Source organism: Pseudomonas sp. SORGH_AS_0199 (assembly GCF_031453735.1).
GTDB lineage: Bacteria > Pseudomonadota > Gammaproteobacteria > Pseudomonadales > Pseudomonadaceae > Chryseomonas > Chryseomonas aestiva.
Genome location: NZ_JAVJAE010000001.1, coordinates 455446 through 478230 on the forward strand (window position 1 = coordinate 455446; position 22785 = coordinate 478230).

General features: G+C 68.2%; 21 protein-coding genes and 1 pseudogene. 10 read left to right on the top strand and 12 right to left on the bottom strand.

What is annotated here, in order from left to right; all coding sequences use genetic code 11:
- Positions 1 to 7: 7 nt before the first annotated feature.
- The 7 genes from QE444_RS02160 to QE444_RS02190 all read right to left on the bottom strand — a co-directional run bounded on the left by QE444_RS02160 (position 8) and on the right by QE444_RS02190 (position 9365).
- Positions 8 to 781, bottom strand: coding sequence for an electron transfer flavoprotein subunit beta (locus QE444_RS02160; protein ID WP_309741899.1), 774 nt, complete (start codon positions 779 to 781; stop codon positions 8 to 10).
- A 16-nt stretch (positions 782 to 797) separates the two neighbouring features.
- A complete protein-coding gene (locus QE444_RS02165) occupies positions 798 to 2033 on the bottom strand; it encodes an electron transfer flavoprotein subunit alpha/FixB family protein (RefSeq protein WP_282280827.1) in 1236 nt (411 codons plus the stop codon).
- A 175-nt stretch (positions 2034 to 2208) separates the two neighbouring features.
- Complete coding sequence (gene dgcB / locus QE444_RS02170) at positions 2209 to 4200, bottom strand: dimethylglycine demethylation protein DgcB (RefSeq protein WP_187980670.1); 1992 nt, start codon at positions 4198 to 4200, stop codon at positions 2209 to 2211.
- 184 nt (positions 4201 to 4384) lie between these two features.
- On the bottom strand, positions 4385 to 6445 hold the full coding sequence (gene dgcA / locus QE444_RS02175; RefSeq protein ID WP_187980671.1) for a dimethylglycine demethylation protein DgcA: 2061 nt from the start codon (positions 6443 to 6445) through the stop codon (positions 4385 to 4387).
- A gap of 105 nt (positions 6446 to 6550) precedes the next feature.
- Positions 6551 to 7081 carry a DUF5943 domain-containing protein gene (locus QE444_RS02180; protein ID WP_007160248.1) on the bottom strand — a complete coding sequence of 177 codons (531 nt, stop codon included), beginning with the start codon at positions 7079 to 7081 and terminating at the stop codon, positions 6551 to 6553.
- Positions 7082 to 7269: 188 nt separating this feature from the next.
- The gene (locus QE444_RS02185; protein WP_017641587.1) at positions 7270 to 8247 is read right to left on the bottom strand and encodes a dipeptidase; all 978 of its coding nucleotides are present in this window, start codon (positions 8245 to 8247) and stop codon (positions 7270 to 7272) included.
- A 131-nt stretch (positions 8248 to 8378) separates the two neighbouring features.
- Positions 8379 to 9365, bottom strand: a complete 987-nt coding sequence (locus QE444_RS02190; RefSeq protein ID WP_309737275.1) for a GlxA family transcriptional regulator — start codon at positions 9363 to 9365, stop codon at positions 8379 to 8381.
- A gap of 155 nt (positions 9366 to 9520) precedes the next feature.
- Here QE444_RS02190 and choX point away from each other — a divergent pair, with 155 nt between their 5' ends.
- From choX to QE444_RS02220, 6 genes and pseudogenes are all read left to right on the top strand, one after another.
- Positions 9521 to 10453: a choline ABC transporter substrate-binding protein gene (gene choX / locus QE444_RS02195; RefSeq protein WP_280310296.1), complete on the top strand. Its 933-nt coding sequence runs from the start codon at positions 9521 to 9523 to the stop codon at positions 10451 to 10453.
- A 19-nt stretch (positions 10454 to 10472) separates the two neighbouring features.
- Complete coding sequence (locus tag QE444_RS02200; protein WP_058791816.1) at positions 10473 to 11360, top strand: 3-keto-5-aminohexanoate cleavage protein; 888 nt, start codon at positions 10473 to 10475, stop codon at positions 11358 to 11360.
- Positions 11357 to 12301 (top strand): L-carnitine dehydrogenase, encoded by a 945-nt coding sequence (locus QE444_RS02205; protein WP_280310292.1) that lies wholly within the window; start codon positions 11357 to 11359, stop codon positions 12299 to 12301. Before QE444_RS02200 ends, QE444_RS02205 begins: the two co-directional genes overlap by 4 nt.
- Positions 12302 to 12309: 8 nt before the next feature.
- A pseudogene (locus QE444_RS02210) lies at positions 12310 to 12781 on the top strand (thioesterase family protein).
- Positions 12778 to 13767 carry an alpha/beta hydrolase gene (locus QE444_RS02215; protein ID WP_405046399.1) on the top strand — a complete coding sequence of 330 codons (990 nt, stop codon included), beginning with the start codon at positions 12778 to 12780 and terminating at the stop codon, positions 13765 to 13767. Before QE444_RS02210 ends, QE444_RS02215 begins: the two are co-directional and overlap by 4 nt.
- A 267-nt stretch (positions 13768 to 14034) precedes the next feature.
- On the top strand, positions 14035 to 14286 hold the full coding sequence (locus QE444_RS02220) for a hypothetical protein (RefSeq protein WP_064309107.1): 252 nt from the start codon (positions 14035 to 14037) through the stop codon (positions 14284 to 14286).
- 6 nt (positions 14287 to 14292) lie between these two features.
- Here the strand turns inward: QE444_RS02220 and QE444_RS02225 are convergent, their stop codons facing one another.
- From QE444_RS02225 to QE444_RS02235, 3 genes are all read right to left on the bottom strand, one after another.
- A complete protein-coding gene (locus QE444_RS02225; protein WP_280310283.1) occupies positions 14293 to 15084 on the bottom strand; it encodes a phosphatase PAP2 family protein in 792 nt (263 codons plus the stop codon).
- A 104-nt stretch (positions 15085 to 15188) separates the two neighbouring features.
- Positions 15189 to 16067: an alpha/beta fold hydrolase gene (locus QE444_RS02230; protein WP_282280820.1), complete on the bottom strand. Its 879-nt coding sequence runs from the start codon at positions 16065 to 16067 to the stop codon at positions 15189 to 15191.
- 1 nt (position 16068) lies between these two features.
- On the bottom strand, positions 16069 to 17154 hold the full coding sequence (locus QE444_RS02235) for a tartrate dehydrogenase (protein WP_282280819.1): 1086 nt from the start codon (positions 17152 to 17154) through the stop codon (positions 16069 to 16071).
- A 105-nt stretch (positions 17155 to 17259) separates the two neighbouring features.
- Between QE444_RS02235 and QE444_RS02240 the strand changes: the two genes are divergently transcribed.
- From QE444_RS02240 to QE444_RS02250, 3 genes are all read left to right on the top strand, one after another.
- Positions 17260 to 18156, top strand: coding sequence for a LysR family transcriptional regulator (locus tag QE444_RS02240; protein WP_263258534.1), 897 nt, complete (start codon positions 17260 to 17262; stop codon positions 18154 to 18156).
- Positions 18157 to 18408: 252 nt separating this feature from the next.
- The gene (locus tag QE444_RS02245) at positions 18409 to 19248 is read left to right on the top strand and encodes an AraC family transcriptional regulator (protein WP_282280818.1); all 840 of its coding nucleotides are present in this window, start codon (positions 18409 to 18411) and stop codon (positions 19246 to 19248) included.
- Between the two features lie 47 nt (positions 19249 to 19295).
- Positions 19296 to 19880, top strand: coding sequence for a LysE family translocator (locus tag QE444_RS02250; protein ID WP_309737276.1), 585 nt, complete (start codon positions 19296 to 19298; stop codon positions 19878 to 19880).
- Here the strand turns inward: QE444_RS02250 and QE444_RS02255 are convergent.
- Positions 19877 to 20785 carry a LysR family transcriptional regulator gene (locus tag QE444_RS02255; RefSeq protein ID WP_282280817.1) on the bottom strand — a complete coding sequence of 303 codons (909 nt, stop codon included), beginning with the start codon at positions 20783 to 20785 and terminating at the stop codon, positions 19877 to 19879. The two genes, QE444_RS02250 and QE444_RS02255, sit on opposite strands and share 4 nt — an antisense overlap.
- 110 nt (positions 20786 to 20895) lie before the next feature.
- On the opposite strand from QE444_RS02255, the gene QE444_RS02260 reads away from it, so the two are divergent.
- On the top strand, positions 20896 to 21498 hold the full coding sequence (locus QE444_RS02260; protein ID WP_280310269.1) for an FMN-dependent NADH-azoreductase: 603 nt from the start codon (positions 20896 to 20898) through the stop codon (positions 21496 to 21498).
- Between the two features lie 218 nt (positions 21499 to 21716).
- Here the strand turns inward: QE444_RS02260 and QE444_RS02265 are convergent, their stop codons facing one another.
- Positions 21717 to 22697, bottom strand: coding sequence for an aldo/keto reductase (locus QE444_RS02265; protein ID WP_208693412.1), 981 nt, complete (start codon positions 22695 to 22697; stop codon positions 21717 to 21719).
- Positions 22698 to 22785 lie beyond the last annotated feature (88 nt).

Sequence of the window (22785 nt, forward strand, 5' to 3'; positions counted from 1 at the left end):
TGAAGCCTCAGCGCACCACGCCTTCCTCGCGCAATACCTTGAAGATGGCGGCGGCTGCCGCTTCCGGGGTCAGGTCCTTGAGGACCTGGCCGCCGTCGCCGGAGGCCTTGGCCGTGGCGGCCTTGAAGCGGTCGGCGGCGGTCTTGGCCTTGATCACCTTGAGGCGCTTGGGACGCACCTTTGCGGGCTGCAATTCGCCGTTGTCGAACAGGCTGTCCTGCACGATCTCGGTGGTCTCCACCTGCAGCTCGCCTCGCCGGGCCGGGCCGAAGGCGCTTTGCCGCGGCGCCGAGGCGGCGCTGTCGACGCTGGCGACGAAGGGCAGCCGTACCCGCAGCCGCCGGCGCTGACCGCGCGGCAGGGCCTGGAGCACCGTGGCCTGGCCACCTTCCACGGCTTCCACCGCAGCGAGGCCGACCACCAGCGGCCAGCCGAGGGTCTCGGCCAGCAGATAGGGCAGCAGACCCGAACCTTCGCCGGTTTCCGCCTGGCTGCCGGTCAGTACCAGGCCGGCACCGACCTCGCGCAGGGTCTCACCGAGGGCTGGCAAGGCATCGGCACCCGCCGGTTGTTCCAGTACGTGCAGGGCCGGCACGCCCATGCCCAGATAACCGCGCAGGGCCTCTTCGGCGGGATCACCGGCGTGCAGGACGCGCAGCTTGTCGCCCACCAGGCGCAGGCCCAGTTCGACGGCGCGGGCATCCTGTTCCGCCCGCCGGGCACGCCCGGAAGTGGGATGGGCGCCAACGGACACCAGGGCCACGACCTTGACGCCGTCCAGCGACGGCAGCTTCTGCTCAGGCGACATCCTGCAACTCCCCTGCCCGCTGTTGTTCGACCAGCCGCGCCAGGGCGGCCAGGATGGCGTCACCGTTGCCGATCACCGAAAGATCGGCACGCTTGACCATGTCGCAGCCCGGATTGGTGTTGATGGCGATGACCTTGTCGCAACTGGCGATGCCCTGCAGGTGCTGCACGGCGCCGGAGATGCCCACGGCCAGATAGACCCGGGCGGTGACCCAGGTGCCCGTGGCGCCGACTTGGCGGTTGCGCGGCATATGGCCGTCGTCCACCGCCACCCGCGAGGCGCCCTCGGTGGCGCCCAGCAGCGCGGCGGTGCTGTGGAAGAGATCCCAGTCGCGGATGCCGTTGCCACCGGAGAGGATGAATTCGGCCTCGGCCAGGGGAATCTGCATGGGGTCGACAGCGACCGGACCGAGGTCCTCGATACGCGGCAGGTGGCGGGCGATGTTGCCGCTCAGGGTTACCGGCAGGACCTCGTGGCGGGTCTCGCCGACCGGCTCCGCGCATTCCGGCAGAGTCAGGACCAGCCGCGGCAGCGGCTGCTGCAGATCCTGGCGACCGGCCCCGGCACGGCCAATGACCAGGCTGTCCTTGACCTGCCAGACGCGGGTGGCGGGGCGCTCGTGCAGAGCAGCGCCCAGGCGCCGACCCAGTTCGCCGCCACCACTGCGGCTGTCGGGCAGCAGCCAGTGACGCGGCTGCAGTTCATTGTTCACCGCACGCAGCGCCAGCACCCGCTGTTCGGGGGCATAGCCCTGGAATTGCTCGCCTTCCAGATGCAGCAGGCGATCCACCCCGGCGGTATCGAAGGCCGTTTCCTTGACCTCGCCAAAGACCACGGCCAGCACGGCGCCCTCGGCGCCGGCCAGTTGCCGGGCCAGGCCCAGCAGGTCACGGTCATGGGCGGTCAGGCGACCACTGACCAGATCCGGCACCACGGCGATGTAGAAGGCCGGTTCGGCGATCCGGTGCAGCGGCAGCTGTTCTTCCACCGCCTGGGCGGCGCCACGACGGCCGCCGCCCTGCTGGGCGCCGCTGCGGTCGATACGCTTGACGCCCTGGGGGCCGACGAAACCGACGGCCGCGGCGTGGGGATTCTTGCGGACCAGGCCGTTGGGCCCCATCCAGCGGCTTTCGGCATCGGCGCTGCTGGCGATGCTCGCATGCAGCGGGTGCAGGCGGTTGCGCGCGATCCACTCGCGGCGCGGGTCGCGACGAATGATGCTCATGCTGGGCGCTCCGTTTGAAAATGGCAGGTGAGGTGCGCGGTGGGCCCCTCACCCCAGCCCTCTCCCCTGAGGGGAGAGGGGGTAAAAGCGGTGAACACCGGGACTTGTCTGGCACACCTGATCGTCCCCTCTCCCCTCAGGGAGAGGGCTAGGGTGAGGGGGCTACCAAACCCACTCACGACAGCGCCTCCGCGACCGGCCGCCGTGCGGCGGCCGGCTTGCTGTCCACCGGTGCCTCGACGATGGCCTCGGCCACCAGCTCGGCGATGTCCTTGATCTCCGGGCGCGGGGCGACCACGCCTTCCAGCATCAGGGTGCACTGGGGGCAGCCCACGGCCACCAGCTCGGCGCCGGTTTCCTGGATGTCGGCCATGCGCATGTCGGGAATCCGCTGCTTGCCGGGGATGTCGGTGATCGGCGCGCCGCCGCCACCGCCGCAGCAGCGCGAACGGAAGCCGGAACGCTCCATCTCCTTAACCGCGATGCCCAACGCCTTGAGCACCGCGCGCGGCGCCTCGTACTCGCCGTTGTAGCGGCCCAGGTAGCAGGGATCGTGATAGGTGATGGTGGCGCCCTGCTCGGCCAGGGCGTGCTGGCCCAGGTGCAGGGTGCCGCGGCTGAGCAGGGTCTCGATGAAGGTGCTGTGGTGCTGCACCTGGTAGTGGCCACCCAGTTCGCCGTATTCGTTCTTGAGCATGTGGAAGCTGTGGGGATCGCAGGAGACGATGGTCTGGAAGCGATACTTGCCTAGGGTCTCGATGTTGCGCCTGGCCAGTTGCTGGAAGGTCGCCTCGTCGCCCAGACGGCGGGCCACGTCACCGCTGTCGCGTTCTTCCAGACCGAGCACGGCGAAGTCCACCTTGGCCGCCTTGAGCACCTTGACGAAGGCGCGCAGGGTGCGCTGGTTGCGCATGTCGAAGGCGCCGTCGCCGACCCAGAACAGCACCTCGGCCTGGCCCTTGTCCTGCATCAGCGGCAGGTCCAGGTCGGCGGCCCAGTTCAGGCGGCCACCAGGGGCGAAGCCGCCGGGGTTGTCGGTGGCGATGAGATTTTCCAGCACCTCGGCGCCCTTGTTCGGCGTCTCGCCGCGTTCCAGGGTCAGGTGCCGGCGCATGTCAACGATGGCATCGACGTGCTCGATCATCATCGGGCACTCCTCGACGCAGGCACGGCAGGTGGTGCAGGACCAGAGGGTCTCGGCGTCCACCAGGGCCTTGCCCTGACGGGCGACGATGGGCAGGTGCGGACCGCCGGCGTGCTCGCCGACCGGCTGGCCGGGATAGGGCGAGCCGAAGTAGCGGGCATCGCTGCCGCCCTTGAGGCCGACCACCATGTCCTGGATCAGCTTCTTGGGGTTGAGCGGCTGGCCGGCGGCGAAGGCCGGGCACATGGCCTCGCAGCGACCGCACTGGACGCAGGCGTCGAAGCCGAGCAGCTGGTTCCAGGTGAAGTCGGCGGGCTTTTCCACGCCCAGCGGCGCCTTGGGATCGTGCAGGTCCAGCGCCTTGAGGCCGCTGGAGCGGGCGGCGCTGGCGTTGTGCGGGGTGCTGAAGCGCTCGGCGCGGCGGTGCCAGGCCAGGTGCAGGGCGCCGGCGAAGGCGTGCTTGATGGGACCGCCCCAGGTCATGCCGAGGAACAGCTCGGACACGCCCCAGGCCACACCGACCGCCAGCACCGCGGCCAGAATCCAGCCACCGAAGTCCGGCGGCAGGATGCCGGCGACCGGCAGGGTGGCGATGAAGAAGCTCGCGGCAAAGGCCAGCAGGCTCTTGGGCAGGCGCATCCAGGGGCCCTTGGACAGCCGCGCCGGCGGGTTGCGGCGACGCTTGGCGACGAACAGGGCACCGGTGAACATGCAGGCGGTGGCGGCCAGCAGCGCCCAGCCGAGGATGCGGCTGTGCAGGCCGAAGCCGTGCACCAGGATGGCCAAGAGCGCCGCCAGGACGAAACCGCCCGCGGTGGCCACGTGGGTCTTGGAGATGTACTTGTCGCGGTCGACCACGTGGTGCAGATCCACCAGGTAGCGCCGTGGCATCTTCAGCAGCCCGCCGAGCCAGTCGACCTCGGCCGGACGCCCTTGCCGCCAGAGGCTGAAGCGGCGCACGGCGCCGATCACGGTGAGGGCCAGGGCGGCGAAGAGCAGGATGGGGAGGATGGTACTGAGCATTGCGGGTCTCCCTACGGGACCTCGGGTGGCAGCGGATCACCCCCTCTCCCTAGGGAGAAAGCCGAGAGGGGGAGGCCACGTTCACGCCAAGGCGTCAGCGAGGCCCCTCACCCCCCGCCCTCTCCCTCAGGGAGAGGGGGCAGTCCGTGCCGACCGGACGTTGCGAACCCTCACGGGGCGTGTCTTAGAAGTCCTTGCACAGGCGCAGGGCGTCGTAGATGGCGGCGTGGGTGTTGCGCTGGGCCACGCAGTCGCCGATCCGGTAGAGCAGGTAGCCGTTGCCGGTCTCGCCGAGTGCCGGCTGCGGTTCGATGGCGAACAGCGCCTCGATGTCCATCTGGCCCTTGTTGCGCGAATCTTCCTTGAGGGCGTAGTAGAGGCCCTCGTCCGGGCGCACGCCGTTCTCGATGACGACCTGGTCGACCACGCGCTCTTCGCGGGCGCCGGTGTATTCGTTCTCCAGTACCGCGATCTTCTTGTCGCCCTCGGCGTAGACCTTTTCCAGCATCAGGTCGCCGGTCATGATCACTTCCTTGGGATAGAGGCTGCGGTAGTAGGTCGGGAAGGTGGTACCGCCGATGGCCACGCCCGGCTTGATGTCGTCGGTGACGATCTCGACCTGGGCGCCCTTGTCGGCCAGGTAGTCGGCCACCGACATCCCGGTGAATTCGCAGATGGTGTCGTACACCAGCACGTTCTTGCCCGGCTCGACCTTGCCCGAGAGGATGTCCCAGCTGCTGACGACCAGGCCGTCGGCGGCGTGCCAGTGGTCGACCTGCTCCAGGAAGGGATGGCCGCCGTTGGCCAGGATGACGATGTCCGGGCGCAGATCGAGGATGGTCGCCGGATCGGCAGCGGTGCCCAGACGCAGGTCGATGCCCAGACGCGTCAGCTCCAGCTGGTACCAGCGGGTGATGCCGGCGATCTGGTCGCGCTGCGGCGCGCGGGAGGCCAGGGTGATCTGGCCGCCGAGTTGCTCCTGCTTCTCGAACAGGGTGACGTCATGGCCACGCTCGGCGGAGACGCGCGCGGCCTCCATGCCGGCCGGACCGCCGCCGACGATGACCACCTTGCGCTTGGGTCCGGTGGACTTCTCGATGATGTGCGGCAGGCCCATGTATTCGCGGCTGGTGGCGGCGTTCTGGATGCACAGCACGTCCAGGCCGTTGTACTGGCGGTCGATGCAGTAGTTGGCGCCGACGCACTGACGGATCTGGTCGATCTGGCCCATCTTGATCTTGGTGATCAGGTGCGGATCGGCGATGTGGGCGCGGGTCATGCCGACCATGTCGACGTAGCCGCCCTCCAGGATGCGGGTGGCCTGGTTCGGGTCCTTGATGTTCTGGGCGTGCAGCACCGGCACGTTGACCACTTCCTTGATGCCCGCCGCCAGGTGCAGGAAGGGCTCCGGCGGATAGGTCATGTTGGGGATGACGTTGGCCAGGGTGTTGTGGGTGTCGCAACCCGAGCCGACCACGCCGATGAAGTCGAGCATGCCGGTGTCGCTGTAGTACTTGGCGATCTGCTTCATGTCGTCGTGGGACAGACCGTCCGGGTGGAATTCGTCGCCGGTGATGCGCATACCGACGCAGAAGTCGTCACCGACCTCGGCGCGCACGGCCTTGAGCACCTCCATGCCGAATCTCATGCGGTTCTCGAAGCTGCCGCCCCATTCGTCGGTGCGCTTGTTGACCCGCGGCGACCAGAACTGGTCGATCATGTGCTGGTGCACGGCGGACAGCTCGACGCCGTCCAGGCCGCCGGCCTTGGCCCGGCGCGCGGCCTGGGCGAAGTTGCCGATCACCCGCCAGATCTCTTCCGGCTCGATGGTCTTGCAGGTGGCGCGGTGCACGGGCTCGCGGATGCCCGACGGCGACATCAGGGTCGGCCAGTGGCCGCCGTCCCAGCGCGAACGACGCCCCATGTGGGTGATCTGGATCATGATCTTAGCGCCGTGCTTGTGCATGGCGTCGGCCAGATTCTGGAAGTGCGGAATGATGCGGTCGGTGGAGAGGTTGACCGAACTCCACCAGTGCTGCGGGCTGTCGATGGCGACCACCGAGGAACCCCCGCAGATGGCCAGGCCGATGCCGCCCTTGGCCTTCTCTTCGTAATACTTGACGTAGCGCTCGGTGGTCATGCCGCCGTCGGTGGCATAGACCTCGGCATGGGCCGTGGAGAGTACGCGGTTGCGGATGGTGAGCTTGCCGATCTGGATCGGCTGGAACATTGCTTCGAAGGCCATGACCTTCTCCTCGATCGGCTGGTGCGCGGTCTTGAGCCGCGCTCTTGCTCTGGGGTGTCGCTGGGGTGGCGGCGAGCGGGTCGGCGGCCACCCGGGGGCGCGGCGTTACTTCGGCCGGGTGACGAACAGGCCGTCGTCGTGGCCTTCTTCGGAACCGCTGTATTCCTGGACGGTGACGGTGCGGATGGCACTGCCCTTGGCGGCCAGGATCTGGTCGATGGCGCCGGAGAACCAGCCGGTGAACATGTAGTCCACCTTGCGATTGACCTTGCCGTAGACGTAGACGAAGGCGGAATGCTTGAGCTTGACCTCGGCGTAGCCGGTGTCCAGGTCGAGCTTCTGGGTCTCGAACAGGCCCCAACCGCGCTGCGACAGGCGCTTCATGTAGTGCTCGAACACCGCGGCGCCATGGATGCCATGGCATTCGGCTTCCTTCTCGCACCAGTGCCAGGCGGACTTGTAGCCGGCCTTGTAGAGGATCTCGGCGTACTTGTCGGCGCCCAGGACTTCTTCGATGCCCATGTGGTTGTTGACGAAGAAGTGCCGGGGTACGTACAGCATCGGCAGGGCGTCGGTGGTCCAGACGCCGGTTTCGTCGTCGACCTGGATGGGCATTTCGGGGGCGTGGCTGGCCATGTGTGGAGCTCCGATTCGCTAATACGTATCTAAAAAAAGGTGTGGGTGAAGGCCTGTGGAGCCGTAGCGAGCGCGCCGCTGGCAAGGAGCCCCGCAGCGCCAGGTGAGAGCAGTACCGAGGTACGGCGAACCGGGCGCGAGGACGCGACGCCGCTAGCGGTGTGCGCAGTAGGCTCCAGAGGTATTCACTACTCGCCCCAGACTTCGCCGAGGATGCGCATCCAGTTCTCGCCCATGACCTTGCGCACGGTGCGCTCGGGCATGCCGCGCTTGAGCAGGGTCTCGGTCAGGTTGGGAAATTCGCCCACGGTGCGGATGCCCAGCGGGTTGACGATCTTGCCGAAGCTGGTCAGGCGACGGGCGTAGCCCTTGTCGTGGGTCAGCCACTCGAAGAAGTCATGGCCATGGCCCTGGGTGAAGTCGGTGCCGATGCCGATGGCGTCTTCGCCCACCAGGTTCATCACGTACTCGATGGCCTCGGCGTAGTCGTCGATGGTCGAGTCGATGCCCTTGGCCAGGAAGGGGGCGAACATGGTCACGCCGACGAAGCCGCCGTGGTCGGCGATGAACTTGAGTTCCGCGTCCGACTTGTTGCGCGGATGCTCTTTCAGGCCGGACGGCAGGCAGTGGGAGTAGCAGACCGGCTTCTTGGATTCGAGGATGACTTCCTCGCTGGTCTTGGAGCCGACGTGGGAGAGGTCGCACATGATGCCGACGCGGTTCATCTCGGCGACGATCTCGCGGCCGAAGCCGGACAGACCGCCGTCGCGCTCGTAGCAGCCGGTGCCCACCAGGTTCTGGGTGTTGTAGCACATCTGCACGATGCCCACGCCGAGCTGCTTGAAGATCTCGACGTAGCCGATCTGGTCTTCGAAGGCATGGGCGTTCTGGAAGCCGAACAGGATGCCGGTCTTGCCCTGGGCCTTGGCCTGGCGGATCTCGGCGGTGGTGCGTACCTGGACCACCAGATCGCTGCACTCGCGGATCAGCTTCTGGCTCGCCGCGATGTTGTTGACCGTCGCCTGGAAGCCCTCCCATACCGAGACGGTGCAGTTGGCGGCGGTCAGGCCACCCTTGCGCATGTCTTCGAAGAGTTCGCGGTTCCACTTGGCGATGATCAGCCCGTCGATGACGATGCTGTCGGCGTGGAGTTCGGTGGCATTCATGACAGGCTCCGGCGTTGGTCTCGCGCCGGAACGGGTGCCGGCGATTCGAGGCCAGCATAGCCCCGGGGTCCTGGCCGACCGGATGCAAAAACGACAGGGGTATCACCAGAAGCGTCAGTGACCGGATCGGCCTACCCCGGCGGCAGGCCCGCGACCGCCGCCGCGGACTCCGGCGCCGACGACCGGTGCGGCCGGTCTTCCCGCGGACTCAGGCCGAAGCGCTGGCGGTAGCAGCGGGAGAAATAGGACGCGGACTCGAAGCCGCAGGCCAGGGCGACGTCCAGCACACTGGCCTCGCCCTGCTGCAGCAGCTGGCGCGCCCGGTCCAGGCGCAGCTGCAGATAGAAGGTGGAGGGGGTCGTCTGCAGATGGAGGCGGAACAGCCGCTCCAGCTGGCGGCGGGTCACCTGGATGCCGGCGGCCAGTTCCAGGGTGCCCAGGGGTGTCTCGGTATGGCGCTCCATGCGCTCCACCACCCGGATCAGCTTGCGGTTGGCGATGCCGTAGCGCTGCGCCACCTGCAGCCGCTGGTGCTCGCGCGGCGGGCGGATGCGCCCGAGCACGAATTGCTCGGAGACCTGCACCGCCAGTGCGCTGCCGTGGCTGCGGCCGATCAGCTCCAGCAGCAGGTCGAGACTGGCCGTGCCGCCGGCGCAGGTGATGCGACCGCGGTCGATCTCGAACAGCTCGCCGGTCACTTCCAGTTGCGGCCAGGCTTCGCGAAAGGCCGCCACCGCCTCCCAGTGCAGGGTGATCCGGTGCCCGTCCAGCAGTCCGGCGCGGGCCAGCACCAGGGCACCGGTGTCGATGCCGCCCAGGGGATGGCCGTGGCGGGCGACCTGGCGCAGCCAGCCGGCGAGGCCGTCGTCGTAATGGGCCAGAGGCTCGAAACCGGCCACCACGAACAGGGTGGTGCCCGCTTCCAGGGCGTCGAGGCCGCCGTCGACATTGACCGACATGCCGTTGCTGGCGGTCACCGCCGCGCCCTCGCGACCGAGGATGCGCCAGCCATAGCTGCCCGGACGAAAGCGGTTGGCCACCCGCAGGGGTTCCAGGGTGGCGATGAAGCCCAGGGCGGAAAAGCCGGGCAGCAGGAGAAAGGCAAAGGACTGCGGCATGGGTGGGGCGTCCTAGGTAACGATTGGCTTGGGCAAGCAAGAAGGTCGCCAGGGTGCAAATTCCGGTCGTCGGGCTGCACATGGCGGCCGGGCGAGGCGCCTAGGGTAGAAGGCAACCGGCAGTCATCCCCGCCCGCCGCCCCAGGGAGTTCGCCATGCCCAACAAGACCCTCAGCACCACCCTCCTCGCCTGCGGCCTGCTGGCCGCCACCCTCGGCAGCGCTCGTGCCGCCGATCCCGACAGCTGCCAGACGGTGCGGATGGGCATCGTCGGCTGGACCGACGTGGTCGCCACCAGTGCCCTGGCCGAGGTCATGCTCGAAGGCCTCGGCTACGGCGTGAAGCCGACCACTGCCTCCCAGCAGATCATCATGGCGGCCATGGGTGACAAGAATCTGGACGTGTTCCTCGGCTACTGGCAGCCGACCATGCAGCCGGTGGTGCAGCCCTTCGTCGACAAGGGCCAGGTCAAGGTGCTGACCCCGCCGCTGCTGGCCGATGCCCAGTCCACCTTCGCGGTGCCCGAGTACGTCTACGAGGGCGGCCTGAAGACCTTTGCCGACATCGCCCGCTTCAAGGACAAGCTCGGCGGCAAGATCTACGGCATCGAGCCGGGCAGCGGCGCCAACCGTGGCACCGCCGAGATGATCAAGACCGACCGCTTCGGCCTCAAGGACTTCCAGCTGGTGGAGTCCAGCGAGGCGGGCATGCTCACCGCCGTGCGCCGCGCCGAGAAGCGCAAGGAATGGATCGTCTTCTTCGGCTGGAAGCCGCACCCGATGAACCTGCAGATCAAGATGCGCTACCTGACCGGCAGCGAAGACGTCTTCGGCCCCAACGAAGGCCAGGCCACGGTCTCGGTGGTTACCACCGCCGACTATCCGCAGCGCTGCGCCAACGTCCAGCGCCTGCTCAGCAATCTGCACATGGACAGCGCAGAGGTCAGTGCCGTGATGGCGCCCATCCTGGAGCGCATCGCGCCCAAGGACGCCGCCCGCGCCTGGCTCAAGAACAACCCGCAACGCCTCGACGCCTTTCTCCAGGGCGTGACCACCCGTACCGGCCAGCCCGCCGCTCTCAAGCTCTGATCGCCCAAGGACAGACCCCATGAACACCGATGTCATCGTCACCTGCGCCCTGACCGGCGCCGGTGATACCGTAGGCCGCAATCCCCATGTCCCCGTTACCCCGGCGCAGATCGCCGCCGCCGCCCTGGAAGCGGCCCGCGCCGGCGCCACCGTGGTGCACGCCCATGTGCGCGATCCCGCCACCGGCAAGCCGAGTCGCGACGTGGCCCTCTATCGCGAGGTGGTCGAGCGCATCCGCGAGGCGGACGCCGAGATCGTCATCAACCTCACCGCCGGCATGGGCGGCGACCTGGAGATCGGCCCGGGCGAGACGCCCACCGACTTCGGCCCCGGCTCGGACCTGGTCGGTCCCCTCACCCGCCTGCTGCATGTCGAGGAATTGCGTCCGGACATCTGCACCCTGGATTGCGGCACCCTCAACTTCGGCGACGGCGACTTCATCTATGTCTCTACCCCCGCGCAACTGCGCGCCGGGGCCAGGCGCATCACCGAACTGGGGGTGAAGGCCGAGCTGGAGATCTTCGACACCGGCCACCTCTGGTTCGCCAAGCAGCTGCTCAAGGAGGGGCTGCTGAAGGATCCGCTGTTCCAGCTGTGCCTGGGCATTCCCTGGGGCGCCCCGGCCGATACCACCACCATGAAGGCCATGGTCGACAACCTGCCGGCGGGCGCCTGCTGGGCCGGCTTCGGCATCGGCCGGATGCAGATGCCCATGGCTGCCCAGGCCATGCTGCTGGGTGGCAACGTCCGCGTCGGCCTGGAAGACAATCTCTGGCTGGACCGTGGCGTCCACGCCACCAACGGCAGTCTGGTGGAGCGGGTCATCCAGATCATCGAACGCCTGGGCGGTCGCGCCCTGAGCCCCGCCGAAGGGCGCGACCGCATGCAACTGGGAGGTGCCCGATGAGCGCCGTCTTCGCCGCCCTCGGCACCGGCGTGATCGGCGCCGGCTGGATCGCCCGCGCCCTGGCCCGCGGCCTGGATGTCCGTGCCTGGGATCCGGCGCCCGGCGCCGAAGCCGCCCTGCGCACCCGCCTGGCCAATGCCTGGCCGGCCCTGCAAGCCCAGGGCCTGGCAGCCGGTGCCAGCCTGGAGCGCCTGAGTTTCCATACCGACCTGGACGCCGCGGTGGCCGATGCCGACGTCATCCAGGAAAGCGCCCCCGAACGCCTGGAGCTGAAGCGCGAACTGCATGCCCGGGTCAGCCGGGCGGCACGACCCGATGCCCTGATCTGCTCCAGCACCTCGGGCCTGCTGCCCAGCGACTTCTATGCCGAGGCGCTGCACCCCGAGCGCTGCCTAGTGGGCCATCCGTTCAATCCGGTCTATCTCCTGCCGCTGGTGGAGGTGGTGGGTGGCCGCCAGACCTCGGCGGCCAACCTGGAGCGCGCCGAGGCCTTCTATCGCGAGTTGGGCATGCGACCGCTGCGGGTGCGCAAGGAGGTGCCCGGCTTCATCGCCGATCGCCTGCTCGAAGCGCTCTGGCGCGAAGCCCTGCATCTGGTCAACGACGGCGTCGCCACCACTGGCGAGATCGACGACGCCATCCGCTACGGCGCCGGCCTGCGCTGGTCGTTCATGGGCACCTTCCTGACCTACACCCTGGCCGGCGGCCCGGCCGGCATGCGCCACTTCATGCAGCAATTCGGCCCGGCGCTGAAGCTGCCCTGGACCTACCTGGAAGCCCCGGAGCTGACCGATGGCCTGATCGACGCCGTGGTCGAGGGGACCCAGGCCCAGCAGGGCGATCTGGAACTGGCGGCGCTGGAGCGCTATCGCGATGACTGCCTGCTGGCGGTGCAGGCGGCCATCGCCGACTGCAAGACGCGCCACGGGATTCGGGACTAGGAGCGGCCATGATCATCCATCGCACCACGGTCGCGCCCGAGTGGGTCGACTACAACGGCCATCTGCGCGACGCCTACTACCTGCTGATCTTCAGCCACGCCAGCGACGCCCTGATGGACGCCATGGGCCTGGACGCCGCCGGCCGCGCCGCCAGCGGGCACTCGCTGTTCACCCTGGAGTGCCACCTCAATTTCCTCCACGAGGTGAAGGCGGATGCCCGGCTGGAGGTGCGGGTGAGATTCCTGGCGCTGGACGCCAAGCGGGCTGCACCTGCACTTCGGCCTCCATCACCAGGGCCAGGCCGACCTGCTGGCCGCCTCCGAGCAACTGCTGCTGCACGTCCACCTGGACGGCCCCCGCTCCGCGCCCTTCGCGCCACGGGTCCACGACTGGCTGGCGACCCGGCTGGCGGCGCAGCGGGACGAGCCCTGGCCGGAGCATGTCGGGCGGGTCATCGGCCTGCCCCCGCCCCGCCTATGAAGGCGCCGCCGCTGTCGGCGGACATGGCCGCCTTCGTCGCGGCCAGCCAGGCCTTCGCCACCATCGATCCGGACCTCCAGGCACAGCGCCAGGCCTATGCGCGACTCTGCGCCGCCCTGGCGCCGGCCGACTACAAGGGCCTGGCGGTCAGCGATCACCACGCCGGCGCCGTACCAGTGCGGTTGGTGGCGCCGCGGGAGTCCGCTGCTGGCCGCCCCGCCCTGCTCTATCTGCACGGCGGCGGCTGGATGCTCGGCGACCTGGATTCCCATGGCTTTCTCGCGGCACGGCTGGCGCGACGACTGGGATTGGCGGTGCTGCTGGTGGACTACCGCCTGGCGCCCGAACACCCCTATCCCGCCGCCCTGGACGATGCCTGCCAGGCCTGGGACTGGTTGCAGCAGCAAGCCTTGACCCTGGGGCTGGACCCGACCCGGTTGGCGGTGGCCGGCGACAGTGCCGGCGGCACTCTCGCTGCCGCCCTGTGCCTGGCGCTGCGGCAGCAGAGGCGTGCCCAGCCGCGGGCCCAGGCATTGATCTATCCCGCGCTGACCGCACGGATGCTGCCCAGCGAACGCCGGCAAGCCCAGGCTCCATTGCTGAGCGCCGTCGACTGGCGGGCGTGTCTGGACAACTATCTGCCCCACCCGGCGGAGCGCCGCGAGCCTCTCGCCCTGCCGTTGCAGGCTGGCGATTTCAGCGGGTTGGCGCCGGCCCTGGTCGCCGTGGCCCAGCGCGATCCCCTGGCCGACCACGGCCGCGCCTATGCCGCTGCCCTGCGTGGCGGCCGGACGCCCTGTCGCCTGTGGCAAGGTGCCGGTCTGTTGCATGGCGCCCTGCGCGCGCGGGGCCGGCGGGCCGAGGCCCTGCGCGAGGCCCTGGAGCGCTTTCTCGCTGGCGAATTGGCCACCCTGCCCGCCGCTGACCTGGCAAAAGACAAAAAAAAACCTCAACCGCTGGAGACGGAAGAGGTTCAAACGCCCTGATGGGCCTCAGTGTGTAACCGGGGGTTGCTCGACTCTGGTGGCGAACAACCGGAAAATGTCGTTGATAGGCACCATTCTAACGGCGAACCTCACTCTTGACCCTGCGGCAGATTGTCCGGGCAGGGCGTCGTAATAAATCTACATTGCCTGGGCGGGGGGCGAGGCGCTTTCCAAAAACGACATCCGGCTATGCGGCGACGCCAGCCCGGCTTGCCGTCTGCGACACCAGTGGGAGAATCCAGGCATTCCACCGGAGAGGGCAGCACCATGATGATCGCCGACTTGATCGACCAGGACGACTTCCGCGACCGCCTGCGTGCGCTGGGTTTCAATGTGACGCCCGCGGCGACCGCGGACGAGGCCTGTCGCCAGGCGGTGACGGGCCTCAACCAGGAACGCGCCCAGGTCTTGCGGCAACTGATCCAGGAATTGCTATCGGGCAGCGCGGCGCTGCTGCCGGCGGTGCGCCAGGCCATCGACCAGCAATTGCTGCCGGCCCTGGCCCCGACGCGTGCCTAGCGAACCCTAGGGCCGCAGCAGACTCAGCCGGCCCAGCAGCGGCAACCGTCCCAGGCCCCGCAACGGAGGTGTCAGCAGGCGCTCACCCTGACGAGCGAAGACGGCCGCCAGCGGCGTGTGCAGGCCCAGGCTGATGACGGCCAGGGCCAGCGCCAGACCGCCGATATAGTCATCCGAGCCCCAGTGGGCGCCGGCCACCAGCCGCGGCAGCATGAACAGCACGGCCAGCGCGGCCACTACCAGGCGGCGTCCGCCGCGGGTGAAATGCGCCATGAACAGCGCCCAGAGCAGCAGCACCGAGGCGTGGTCGCCGGGAAAGCTGGCGCCGGATCTGTCCTTCAACTCCCAGCCGTGCTCCAGCCTGGGAAAGCGATCGCTGAGCAGATAAGCATCGGCGAGCACATCGGACGGGCTGGAATGCTGCAAACCCCAGGCTTCGATGCCCTTGGTCAGCAGGGTGCGCACGATCAGCAGGATCACCAGCAGACCGACGAAGGCCGCCAGCGCTGGCCGTACCTGCCGGGCCGGATAGGCCCAGTCGCCCCGGACCAGCAGCGCCAGCAGGATCAGGCCGACCAGGGCATCCACTGGTCGCAGGCTGAAAAAGGTCCAGAGATAGAGCCAGGCGCTGGACTGCGCCAGCGGGGCATTGAGGGCGTGGAACAACCCGGCGTCGAAGGCCAGCAACTGACTCCGAACGTCAGGGATCAGCCAGAGCAGCAGCAGGCCCAGAGCCAGCCCCTGGCATAGCGCCAGGCGGCGCCACTGCCAGGTGGAAGGGAAGAGTGGAGCGTTCATCGAGGTCTCTTTTCACGAAAACTTCACGAATAGACCCACTTGACCTCGATAACGTCACACTTTGTTACAGCCAGGTGACGCAACAGTCCTTTGCATCCGCTGACTCAACCCAGGAAGGCCAGGGCCTCGTCTGCGACCAGCTCCGGTAATTCTTCCGCCAGGTAATGGCCACCCGGCAAGGCGCGCCCGCTGACCTGGGTGGCCACCTGGCGCCATTCGGCCAGCGGATCGAAGCAGCGCCCCACGGTGCCTTCGGCGCCCCAGAGCACCCGCAGCGGCAATTCCAGCCGGCGCCCGGCATCCAGGTCGGCCTGGTCATGCGCCAGGTCGATCCCGGCGCTGGCGCGGTAGTCCTCGCAGATGCCACGGGCGGTGCCGGGCAGGCTCAGGCAGCGCAGGTATTCGGCCAGCACCTCCGGGGGAAAGGGCGCCAGGCCGGCGCTGCGGGTACCCATCACGCCCTTGAGATAGCCTTCCGGATCGGCTTCGATCAACCGCTCGGGCAACGGCGCCGGGCGGATCAGGAAGAACCAGTGCCAATAGGCCCGGGCGAAGGCCTCGTCGGTCTGCCGATACATGGCCAGGGTCGGCGCGATATCCAGCAGCATCAGCCGCTCCACCGCCGCGGGATGATCCAGTGCCAGGCGATGGGCGACCCGGGCGCCGCGGTCGTGGGCCAGCACGGCGAAGCGCTCGTGGCCCAGCAGCCGCATCAGCGCGACGTTATCCCGCGCCAGGGTACGCTTGCTGTACGCCTCGGTGCCCGCTTCGGGCTTGGCGCTGTCGCCATAGCCGCGCAGGTCGGCGGCCACCAGGGTGAAGCGCTCGGCCAGCCGCGGTGCCACCTTGTGCCACATGACCAGTGTCTGCGGATGGCCGTGGAGCAGGAGCAGCGCCGGGCCCTGGCCGCCGACGCGGCAATTGAGCTCGACGCCGTCTACATCCAGCCGCCGCTGTTCGAAGCCCGCAAAGAAGCCGTCCATCTCAGGCCAGGGCCGCGGCGATGGCCTGGCCCAGGCTTTCGGTGGTGCCCTGGCCGCCGAGGTCGCGGGTCAGGGGCGCCTGCTCGGGCCCCTGGCGCAGTACCGCCTCGACGGCCGCCACCACGGCGGCGCCGGCCTCGGCATGGCCGAGGTGCTCCAGCATCATGGCGCCGCACCAGATCTGGCCGATGGGATTGGCGATGCCCCGCCCGGCGATGTCCGGCGCCGAACCGTGCACCGGCTCGAACAGGCTGGGGAAGGTGCGCTCCGGATTGATGTTGGCCGAGGGCGCGATGCCGATGGTGCCGGTGCAGGCCGGGCCCAGGTCGGAGAGGATGTCGCCGAACAGGTTGCTGGCCACCACCACATCGAACCAGTCCGGATGCAGGACGAAGTTGGCGGTGAGGATGTCGATGTGGAACTTGTCCACCGCCACGTCCGGATAGGCCTTGCCCATCTCCTCCACGCGCCTGTCCCACCAAGGCATGGTGATGGCGATGCCATTGGACTTGGTAGCCGAGGTCAGCTTCTTGCGTGGCCGCTGCTGGGCCAGGTCGAAGGCGAACTTGAGGATGCGGTCGGTGCCGTGACGGGTCATCACCGTTTCCTGGATCACCACCTCGCGCTCGGTGCCTTCGAACATGATGCCGCCGACGCTGGAATACTCGCCCTCGGTGTTCTCGCGCACCACATAGAAGTCGATGTCGCCGGGCTGGCGATTGGCCAGGGGCGCCTTGACCCCGGGCATCAACCGGCAGGGGCGCAGGTTGACGTACTGGTCGAAGCGGCGGCGGAATTGCAGTAGCGAACCCCAGAGGGAAATGTGGTCGGGCACCACGTCCGGCCAGCCGACGGCGCCGAAGTAGAGGGCATCGTAACCCTTGAGCGTTTCGAACCAGTCGTCCGGCAGCATCTTGCCATGGGCCTGGTAGTACTCGGCGCTGGCGAAGTCGAAGTGATCCCACTGCAGTTCGATGCCGAAGCGGCGGGCGGCGGCGTCCAGCACGCGGATGCCCTCGGGCATGACTTCCTTGCCGATGCCGTCGCCGGCGATGACCGCGATCTTGTGGGGCTTGGACGCTTGCATGGGCTTTCTCCGGCAGTCTGGATGGGATGGACCCAGTGTAGTCTCGTGCCGGAGGCGTACAATCCCGCTCCAGGGAAAGCCATTCTTAACCTGGGATCAAGAATCTTGTCCACCGATGACCTTGCCTTCTTCGTCCGCCTGGCTGGCCATCCCAGCCTGACCGCCGCCGCCCGGGAACTGGGTCTGTCGCTGGCGGCGGTGAGCAAGAGACTCACCGCCCTGGAGCGCCGGCTGGGCGTGCAGCTAATCCGCCGCACCACGCGGCGCCTGGACCTGACCCCGGAAGGCCTGCGCTATCTGGAAGGCGCACGCCCGCTGCTGACCCAGCTGGAAGACCTGGAAGCCGCGGTCGGCCGACCCGATGCGCCTCTCGCCGGGGTGCTCAATCTCAACGCCACCTTCGGCTTCGGCCGCCGGCACCTGGCGCCGCTGCTGTCGGACTTCGCCCGCCGCCATCCCGAACTTGAGCTCAACCTGTACCTCTCCAGCCATCCGGTGAATCTGCTGGACGGTCCCTTCGACCTGGACATCCGCGTCGGCGAACCGCCGGACGCCCGGGTCATCGCCCATCGCCTGCTGGACAACCGCCGCCTGCTCTGCGCTGCCCCCGCCTACCTGGCCCGGGCCGGCGTGCCGGAAAGCGTGGCCGACCTGGCGCGGCACAACTGCCTGGTGCTGCGCCAGGACGCGGGCGACTACGCCGTCTGGCGCTTCACCCGGGACGGCGAGCATTTCGCCCAGAAGGTCCGCGGCAGCCTGAGCAGCAACGATGGTGAGGTGGTGGTGCGCCTGGCGCTGGAGGGCCACGGGCTGATCCTGAGATCGGAATGGGACGTGGCCGAGCTGATCGCCAGCGGCGCCCTGGTGCCGCTGCTGACCGATCATGAGGCCTCGGCGGCGGCCATCTATGCGGTGCACCGCCAGCAGCGCCACGTGCCGCGCCGACTGTCCGAACTGATCCGCCATCTGGCGCAGGAGCTGCCCGCGCGGCTGGGACGCTAGTGTGGTGTTTCAGAAGTCAACTGCACAATTTTGGCGGCGCTTTTTCGGCTTGAGCGGCGTTGCCACTCCTCGCCATAGCCCTGCTATGACTCGTCGCGTCGCCTAGCCCAAGTCGGAACGCCGAACCGCAAAAAAATCACTCGCCAATTCTTGCGCGAACTTCTGAAACACCCCACTAGGCTGCACGAATCTTCCAGACCGACCTCAGGTCAGTGACTAGACTGAAAGGCCCGAAAGCCCCCTTCTCTCGCCATGGCCGACGATCACTGGATCCAGCTGCAGCAGGACGCCGAGACCGGCATCGAGACCCTGCGCGCTCATTTCGAGGGCCATGCCTATGACCCGCACTGGCACGACGCCTATCTGGTGGGCTACACCGAGCAGGGCCTGCAGCAATTCCACTGCCGTGGTCAGCGCCACCTGAGCACCCCCGGCCAGGTCTTCCTGCTGGAGCCCGGTGAATTGCACGACGGCCAGGCGCCGGAGGCCGAGGGCTTCACCTATTCCATGCTCTATCTCGATCCCCAGTGGCTGGCGCGCGAGCTGCAGGGGCTGCATGGCGACGGCCGCCCCCTGGGCGAACCCGGCTTCGCCCGGACCCTGGTGGCGCAGGCCGAGCTGCATCGCGCCGTGGCCTGGGCCCATGAGGTCCTGAGTCGTCCGGAATTGCGCATCGTCCGCCAAAGCGCCCTCGATGCCCTGCTGCTGCGCCTCCTGCCGCAGCTGCAATGGCGGGCGCCCCAGGCCGGTGATCCACGGCTGCCCCAGGTGGCCCTGCGCGCCCGCGACTTCCTGCAGGCCCATCACCACGAGGACATCGGTCTGGAGGAACTGGCCCAGGCCGCTGGCGTCGACAGATTCCGCCTGACCCGCGCCTTCAAGGCGGCCTTTGGGCTGGCGCCCCATGCCTATCTGGTGCAGCTGCGCCTGTCGCGGGCGCGCCGCCTGCTGGCCGACGGCCTGTCGCCGGCGGAGACCGCCGCCGCCCTGGGCTTCGCCGACCAAAGTCACCTGGGTCGCTGGTTCCGCCGCGCCTATGGCCTGACCCCGGCGGCCTATCGCGCGCGCTGCTCGAATCTTCCAGACCGCTAGCGGCAAGGCTTGCGACCCTGGTGGCTCAGTCCTTCCAGGAGTCTCCCATGTCCCTGTTGCCCTTCCTGCTGTTCGCCCTGGTCGCCTCCATCACCCCCGGACCGACCAATGTGCTCATCCTCGGCCACAGCGCCCGCCACGGTGCCCGGGCCAGCTTGCCGCTGGTGCTGGGCGGCAGCCTGGGCGCGGTGGCCCTGGTGCTGGTGGTGGGCTTCGGTCTCGGCCAGACCCTGGCGCACCATCCGGACTGGCAGCGCGGCCTGGCCTGGGCCGGAGTGCTCTGGCTGAGCTGGCTGGCCTGGCAACTGGCCCGCGCCGGCGCGCCCGCGGTGGCGGATGACGGTGCCCGCCTGGGCTTTGGGGGTACCGCCGGGCTGCAGGTGCTCAACCCCAAGAGCTGGAGCATGGCGCTGGCGGTGGTGACCGTCTACGCCGAACCCGGTGCCGATCTCTGGCGGCAGGTGCTGGTGCTGGCCCTGGTGTTCCTGCTGGTGTCCGTACCCTGCCTGGGCCTCTGGGCGCTGCTTGGCCGGGTCGCGGCGCATGGCCTGAAATCGACCCGCGCCTGGCGCGGCTTCAACCTGGGGATGGCGGTGCTGCTGCTCGCCTCGGCCTGGGCGACGGTGATCTAGACCGGCATCCCGCCCTGATCGCGAAAGCTGTCCTCCAGGTGCTCCAGCCAGGCGCGTACCGCCGGCAACTGGCCGCGCCTGTGGGCATAGGCGGCCTGCAGGTGGCCGCCGGGCAGCGACCAGTCCGGCAGCAGGCGCTGCAGGCGACCCTCGGCCAGTTCGGTCTCGCAATAGAGTAGCGGCAGCATCGTGTAGCCAAGGCCCGCCAGGGCGGCGGTCTTGCGTACGCTGAAGTCGTCGATGCCCAGTCGGGCTTCCAGCACCAGTTCGCGGCGCTGGCCGGCGGGACCGACCATACGCAGGTGCACCCGGCGATCCAGCTCCAGGGCGCCGAGCAGCGGGACCCCCAGCAGGGCTTCCGGCGCATCCAGCTGGCGACCGACGAGAAAGGCGGGGGCGGCCACCAGCACCCCGGAGGCCTGGCGCAGGCGGCGCACGATCAGCCCCGGCTCCACGTCGTCGACGTCCCTTACCCGCAGGGCCACGTCGAGGCCCTCGTTGACCACGTCCACCCGCCGATTGACCAGCACCAGCTCCAGCTGCACCAGGGGATAGCGCTGCAGGAAGCGGGTGACGACGTCGGGCAGGTAGTCCTGGGCCAGGGCCACCGGGCAGGATACCCGCAGCGGTCCACGGGGTTCGCTGGACAGACTGGCCGCCGTTTCGGCAGCGCTCTCCGCCTCGCGCAGCAGCGCCTGGCAGTGCACCAGGTAGCGCTCGCCGAGAGTGGTCAGGGTCAGGGTACGGGTGGTGCGCTGCAGCAGCCGCGCCCCCAGGCGGGTCTCCAGTTCGGCGATGCGCCGGGACAGCCGCGACTTGGGAACGCCCAGCAGGCGCCCGGCGGCAGCGAAACCCCCGGCTTCCACCACCTTGGCGAAGTAGGCGAGATCATTGAGGTCTTGCATGGGCGATTGTCCTATCCATGGGACGAAGCATCGCATTCTAGGCGACTAATCAGCCGATCGTCTTATCGGTAGTCTGGGCTCATCGCGTCGAACCCCATAGGACTACCGCCATGAAACTCTTGCACATCGATTCCAGCATCCTGGGTGATCATTCCGCCTCCCGGGCCCTGACTGCCAAGGTCGTCGGTGCCCTCAAGGCCGCTACGCCAGGCCTCGAGGTCAGCTACCATGACCTCGCCCACGATTCCCTGGGTCACTTCTCCGCCGCCAGTCTGGCTGCCGGTGCGACCCCGGCCGAACAGCGCAGCGCCGAGCAACGTGACGAAGCCGAGCGCAATGCCCGCGCCCTGCAGGAATTCCTTGCCGCCGACGTACTGGTACTGGGTGCGCCCATGTACAACTTCACCATCCCGACCCAGCTCAAGGCCTGGATCGACCGCATCACCGTGGCCGGCACCACCTTCCGCTATGGTGAAGCCGGTCCGGAAGGCCTGTGTGGCGACAAGAAGGCGATCATCGTCGCCACCGCGGGCGGCATCCATGCCGGCAAGCCCACCGGTATCGCCCACGAAGACTATCTGAAGCTGCTGCTGGGCTTCCTCGGCATCACCGATGTCCAGATCGTCCGCGCCGAAGGCCTGGCCTATGGCGACGAAGCCAAGAGCGCGGCCCTGGCCAGCGCCGAACGCCAGATCGCCGACCAGTACGCCTGAGTCCGGACGCCCTCAACCCCGGCCCCTCTCCCTCAGGGAGAGGGAAGCAGAGCGGCCCTCGTCTTTGTAAGGTGAGATTCGGGTACGCCTGAAAACTCCTCACTTCAAAGATCGCGGCAAGCTCTGGAGGCCTGGGGCACCAGCGCTCATCCAACCGCACCGATGCGCTTTTCCCCCTCTCCCTACGGGAGCGGGCCGGGGTAAAGGCAGGCCCCGCCTCAGCTGAATCCCACCACCGGATGCGGCACATAGGGCGCTTCCAGGGCACTGATCTCTTCCTCGCTCAGCTGCAGTTCCAGCGCCGCCACTGCATCCTCCAGATGCTGCGGCTTGGATGCGCCGACGATGGGCGCGTCGATGCCCGGCTTCTGCAGCAGCCAGGCCAGGGCCACCTGGGCACGCGGCACGCCGCGGGCTTCGGCGATGCGCGCCACGGCGGCGACGATCTGCCGATCGGATTCCTCGCTGGCGGTATAGAGCGTCTTGCCGAAGGCATCGCTTTCAGTGCGCGCGGTGCTGGCGTCCCAGTCACGGGTCAGGCGGCCACGGGCCAGCGGACTCCAGGGGATCACGCCGATGCCGGCATCGCGACACAGCGGCAGCATCTCCCGCTCCTCTTCGCGAGCGAGCAGATTGACGTGGTTCTGCATGGTAGCGAATCTCGTCCAGCCATGGCGCTCGGCGGTGTGCAGCGCCTTGGCGAATTGCCAGGCGTACATGCTGCTGGCCCCGATGTGCAGCGCCTTGCCGGCCTTGACCACGTCATGCAGGGCTTCCAGGGTCTCCTCGATGGGCGTGTGATAGTCCCAGCGATGGATCTGGTAAAGATCGACATAGTCGGTGCCCAGGCGCTGCAGGCTGGCGTCGATGGCGGCGAAGATGGCCTTGCGCGACAGGCCGCCGACATTAGGCTTGTCGCGCAGCGGGAAGTACACCTTGGTCGCCAGCACGATTTCCTCGCGCACGGCATTGGCCTTGAGGAAGCGGCCGACGATCTCTTCGCTGGTGCCGTCGGAGTAGCTGTTGGCGGTGTCGAAGAAGTTGATGCCGAGATCCAGCGCCTTCTTCAGCAGCGGCTGGCTCTGGTCTTCCGGCAGGGTCCAGGGGTGATTGCCGCGCTCGGGGACGCCGTAGGTCATGCAGCCGAGGCAGAGGGGCGATATCTTCAGACCGGTACGGCCTAGATTGCGGTAGTTCATGGGGGCCTCCAGGGGTGGTCGAAAAGAGTTGACCATGGCGGTCCCGGATCGACTGCAACGAACTTACCGGCTGCTGGCTTGTTCTAGA

Coding starts and splice junctions, on each gene's coding strand:
- QE444_RS02180 (WP_007160248.1), bottom strand. CDS start 7,081: ATGGCCAGCCACGCCCCCGAAATGCCCATCCAGGTCGACGACGAAACC.
- QE444_RS02230 (WP_282280820.1), bottom strand. CDS start 16,067: ATGGACGGCTTCTTTGCGGGCTTCGAACAGCGGCGGCTGGATGTAGAC.
- QE444_RS02225 (WP_280310283.1), bottom strand. CDS start 15,084: ATGAACGCTCCACTCTTCCCTTCCACCTGGCAGTGGCGCCGCCTGGCG.
- dgcB (WP_187980670.1), bottom strand. CDS start 4,200: ATGCTCAGTACCATCCTCCCCATCCTGCTCTTCGCCGCCCTGGCCCTC.
- QE444_RS02215 (WP_405046399.1), top strand. CDS start 12,778: ATGAAGGCGCCGCCGCTGTCGGCGGACATGGCCGCCTTCGTCGCGGCC.
- QE444_RS02200 (WP_058791816.1), top strand. CDS start 10,473: ATGAACACCGATGTCATCGTCACCTGCGCCCTGACCGGCGCCGGTGAT.
- QE444_RS02185 (WP_017641587.1), bottom strand. CDS start 8,247: ATGAATGCCACCGAACTCCACGCCGACAGCATCGTCATCGACGGGCTG.
- choX (WP_280310296.1), top strand. CDS start 9,521: ATGCCCAACAAGACCCTCAGCACCACCCTCCTCGCCTGCGGCCTGCTG.
- QE444_RS02255 (WP_282280817.1), bottom strand. CDS start 20,785: ATGCAAGACCTCAATGATCTCGCCTACTTCGCCAAGGTGGTGGAAGCC.
- QE444_RS02250 (WP_309737276.1), top strand. CDS start 19,296: ATGTCCCTGTTGCCCTTCCTGCTGTTCGCCCTGGTCGCCTCCATCACC.
- QE444_RS02245 (WP_282280818.1), top strand. CDS start 18,409: ATGGCCGACGATCACTGGATCCAGCTGCAGCAGGACGCCGAGACCGGC.
- QE444_RS02260 (WP_280310269.1), top strand. CDS start 20,896: ATGAAACTCTTGCACATCGATTCCAGCATCCTGGGTGATCATTCCGCC.
- QE444_RS02220 (WP_064309107.1), top strand. CDS start 14,035: ATGATGATCGCCGACTTGATCGACCAGGACGACTTCCGCGACCGCCTG.
- QE444_RS02205 (WP_280310292.1), top strand. CDS start 11,357: ATGAGCGCCGTCTTCGCCGCCCTCGGCACCGGCGTGATCGGCGCCGGC.
- QE444_RS02165 (WP_282280827.1), bottom strand. CDS start 2,033: ATGAGCATCATTCGTCGCGACCCGCGCCGCGAGTGGATCGCGCGCAAC.
- QE444_RS02235 (WP_282280819.1), bottom strand. CDS start 17,154: ATGCAAGCGTCCAAGCCCCACAAGATCGCGGTCATCGCCGGCGACGGC.
- QE444_RS02265 (WP_208693412.1), bottom strand. CDS start 22,697: ATGAACTACCGCAATCTAGGCCGTACCGGTCTGAAGATATCGCCCCTC.
- dgcA (WP_187980671.1), bottom strand. CDS start 6,445: ATGGCCTTCGAAGCAATGTTCCAGCCGATCCAGATCGGCAAGCTCACC.
- QE444_RS02190 (WP_309737275.1), bottom strand. CDS start 9,365: ATGCCGCAGTCCTTTGCCTTTCTCCTGCTGCCCGGCTTTTCCGCCCTG.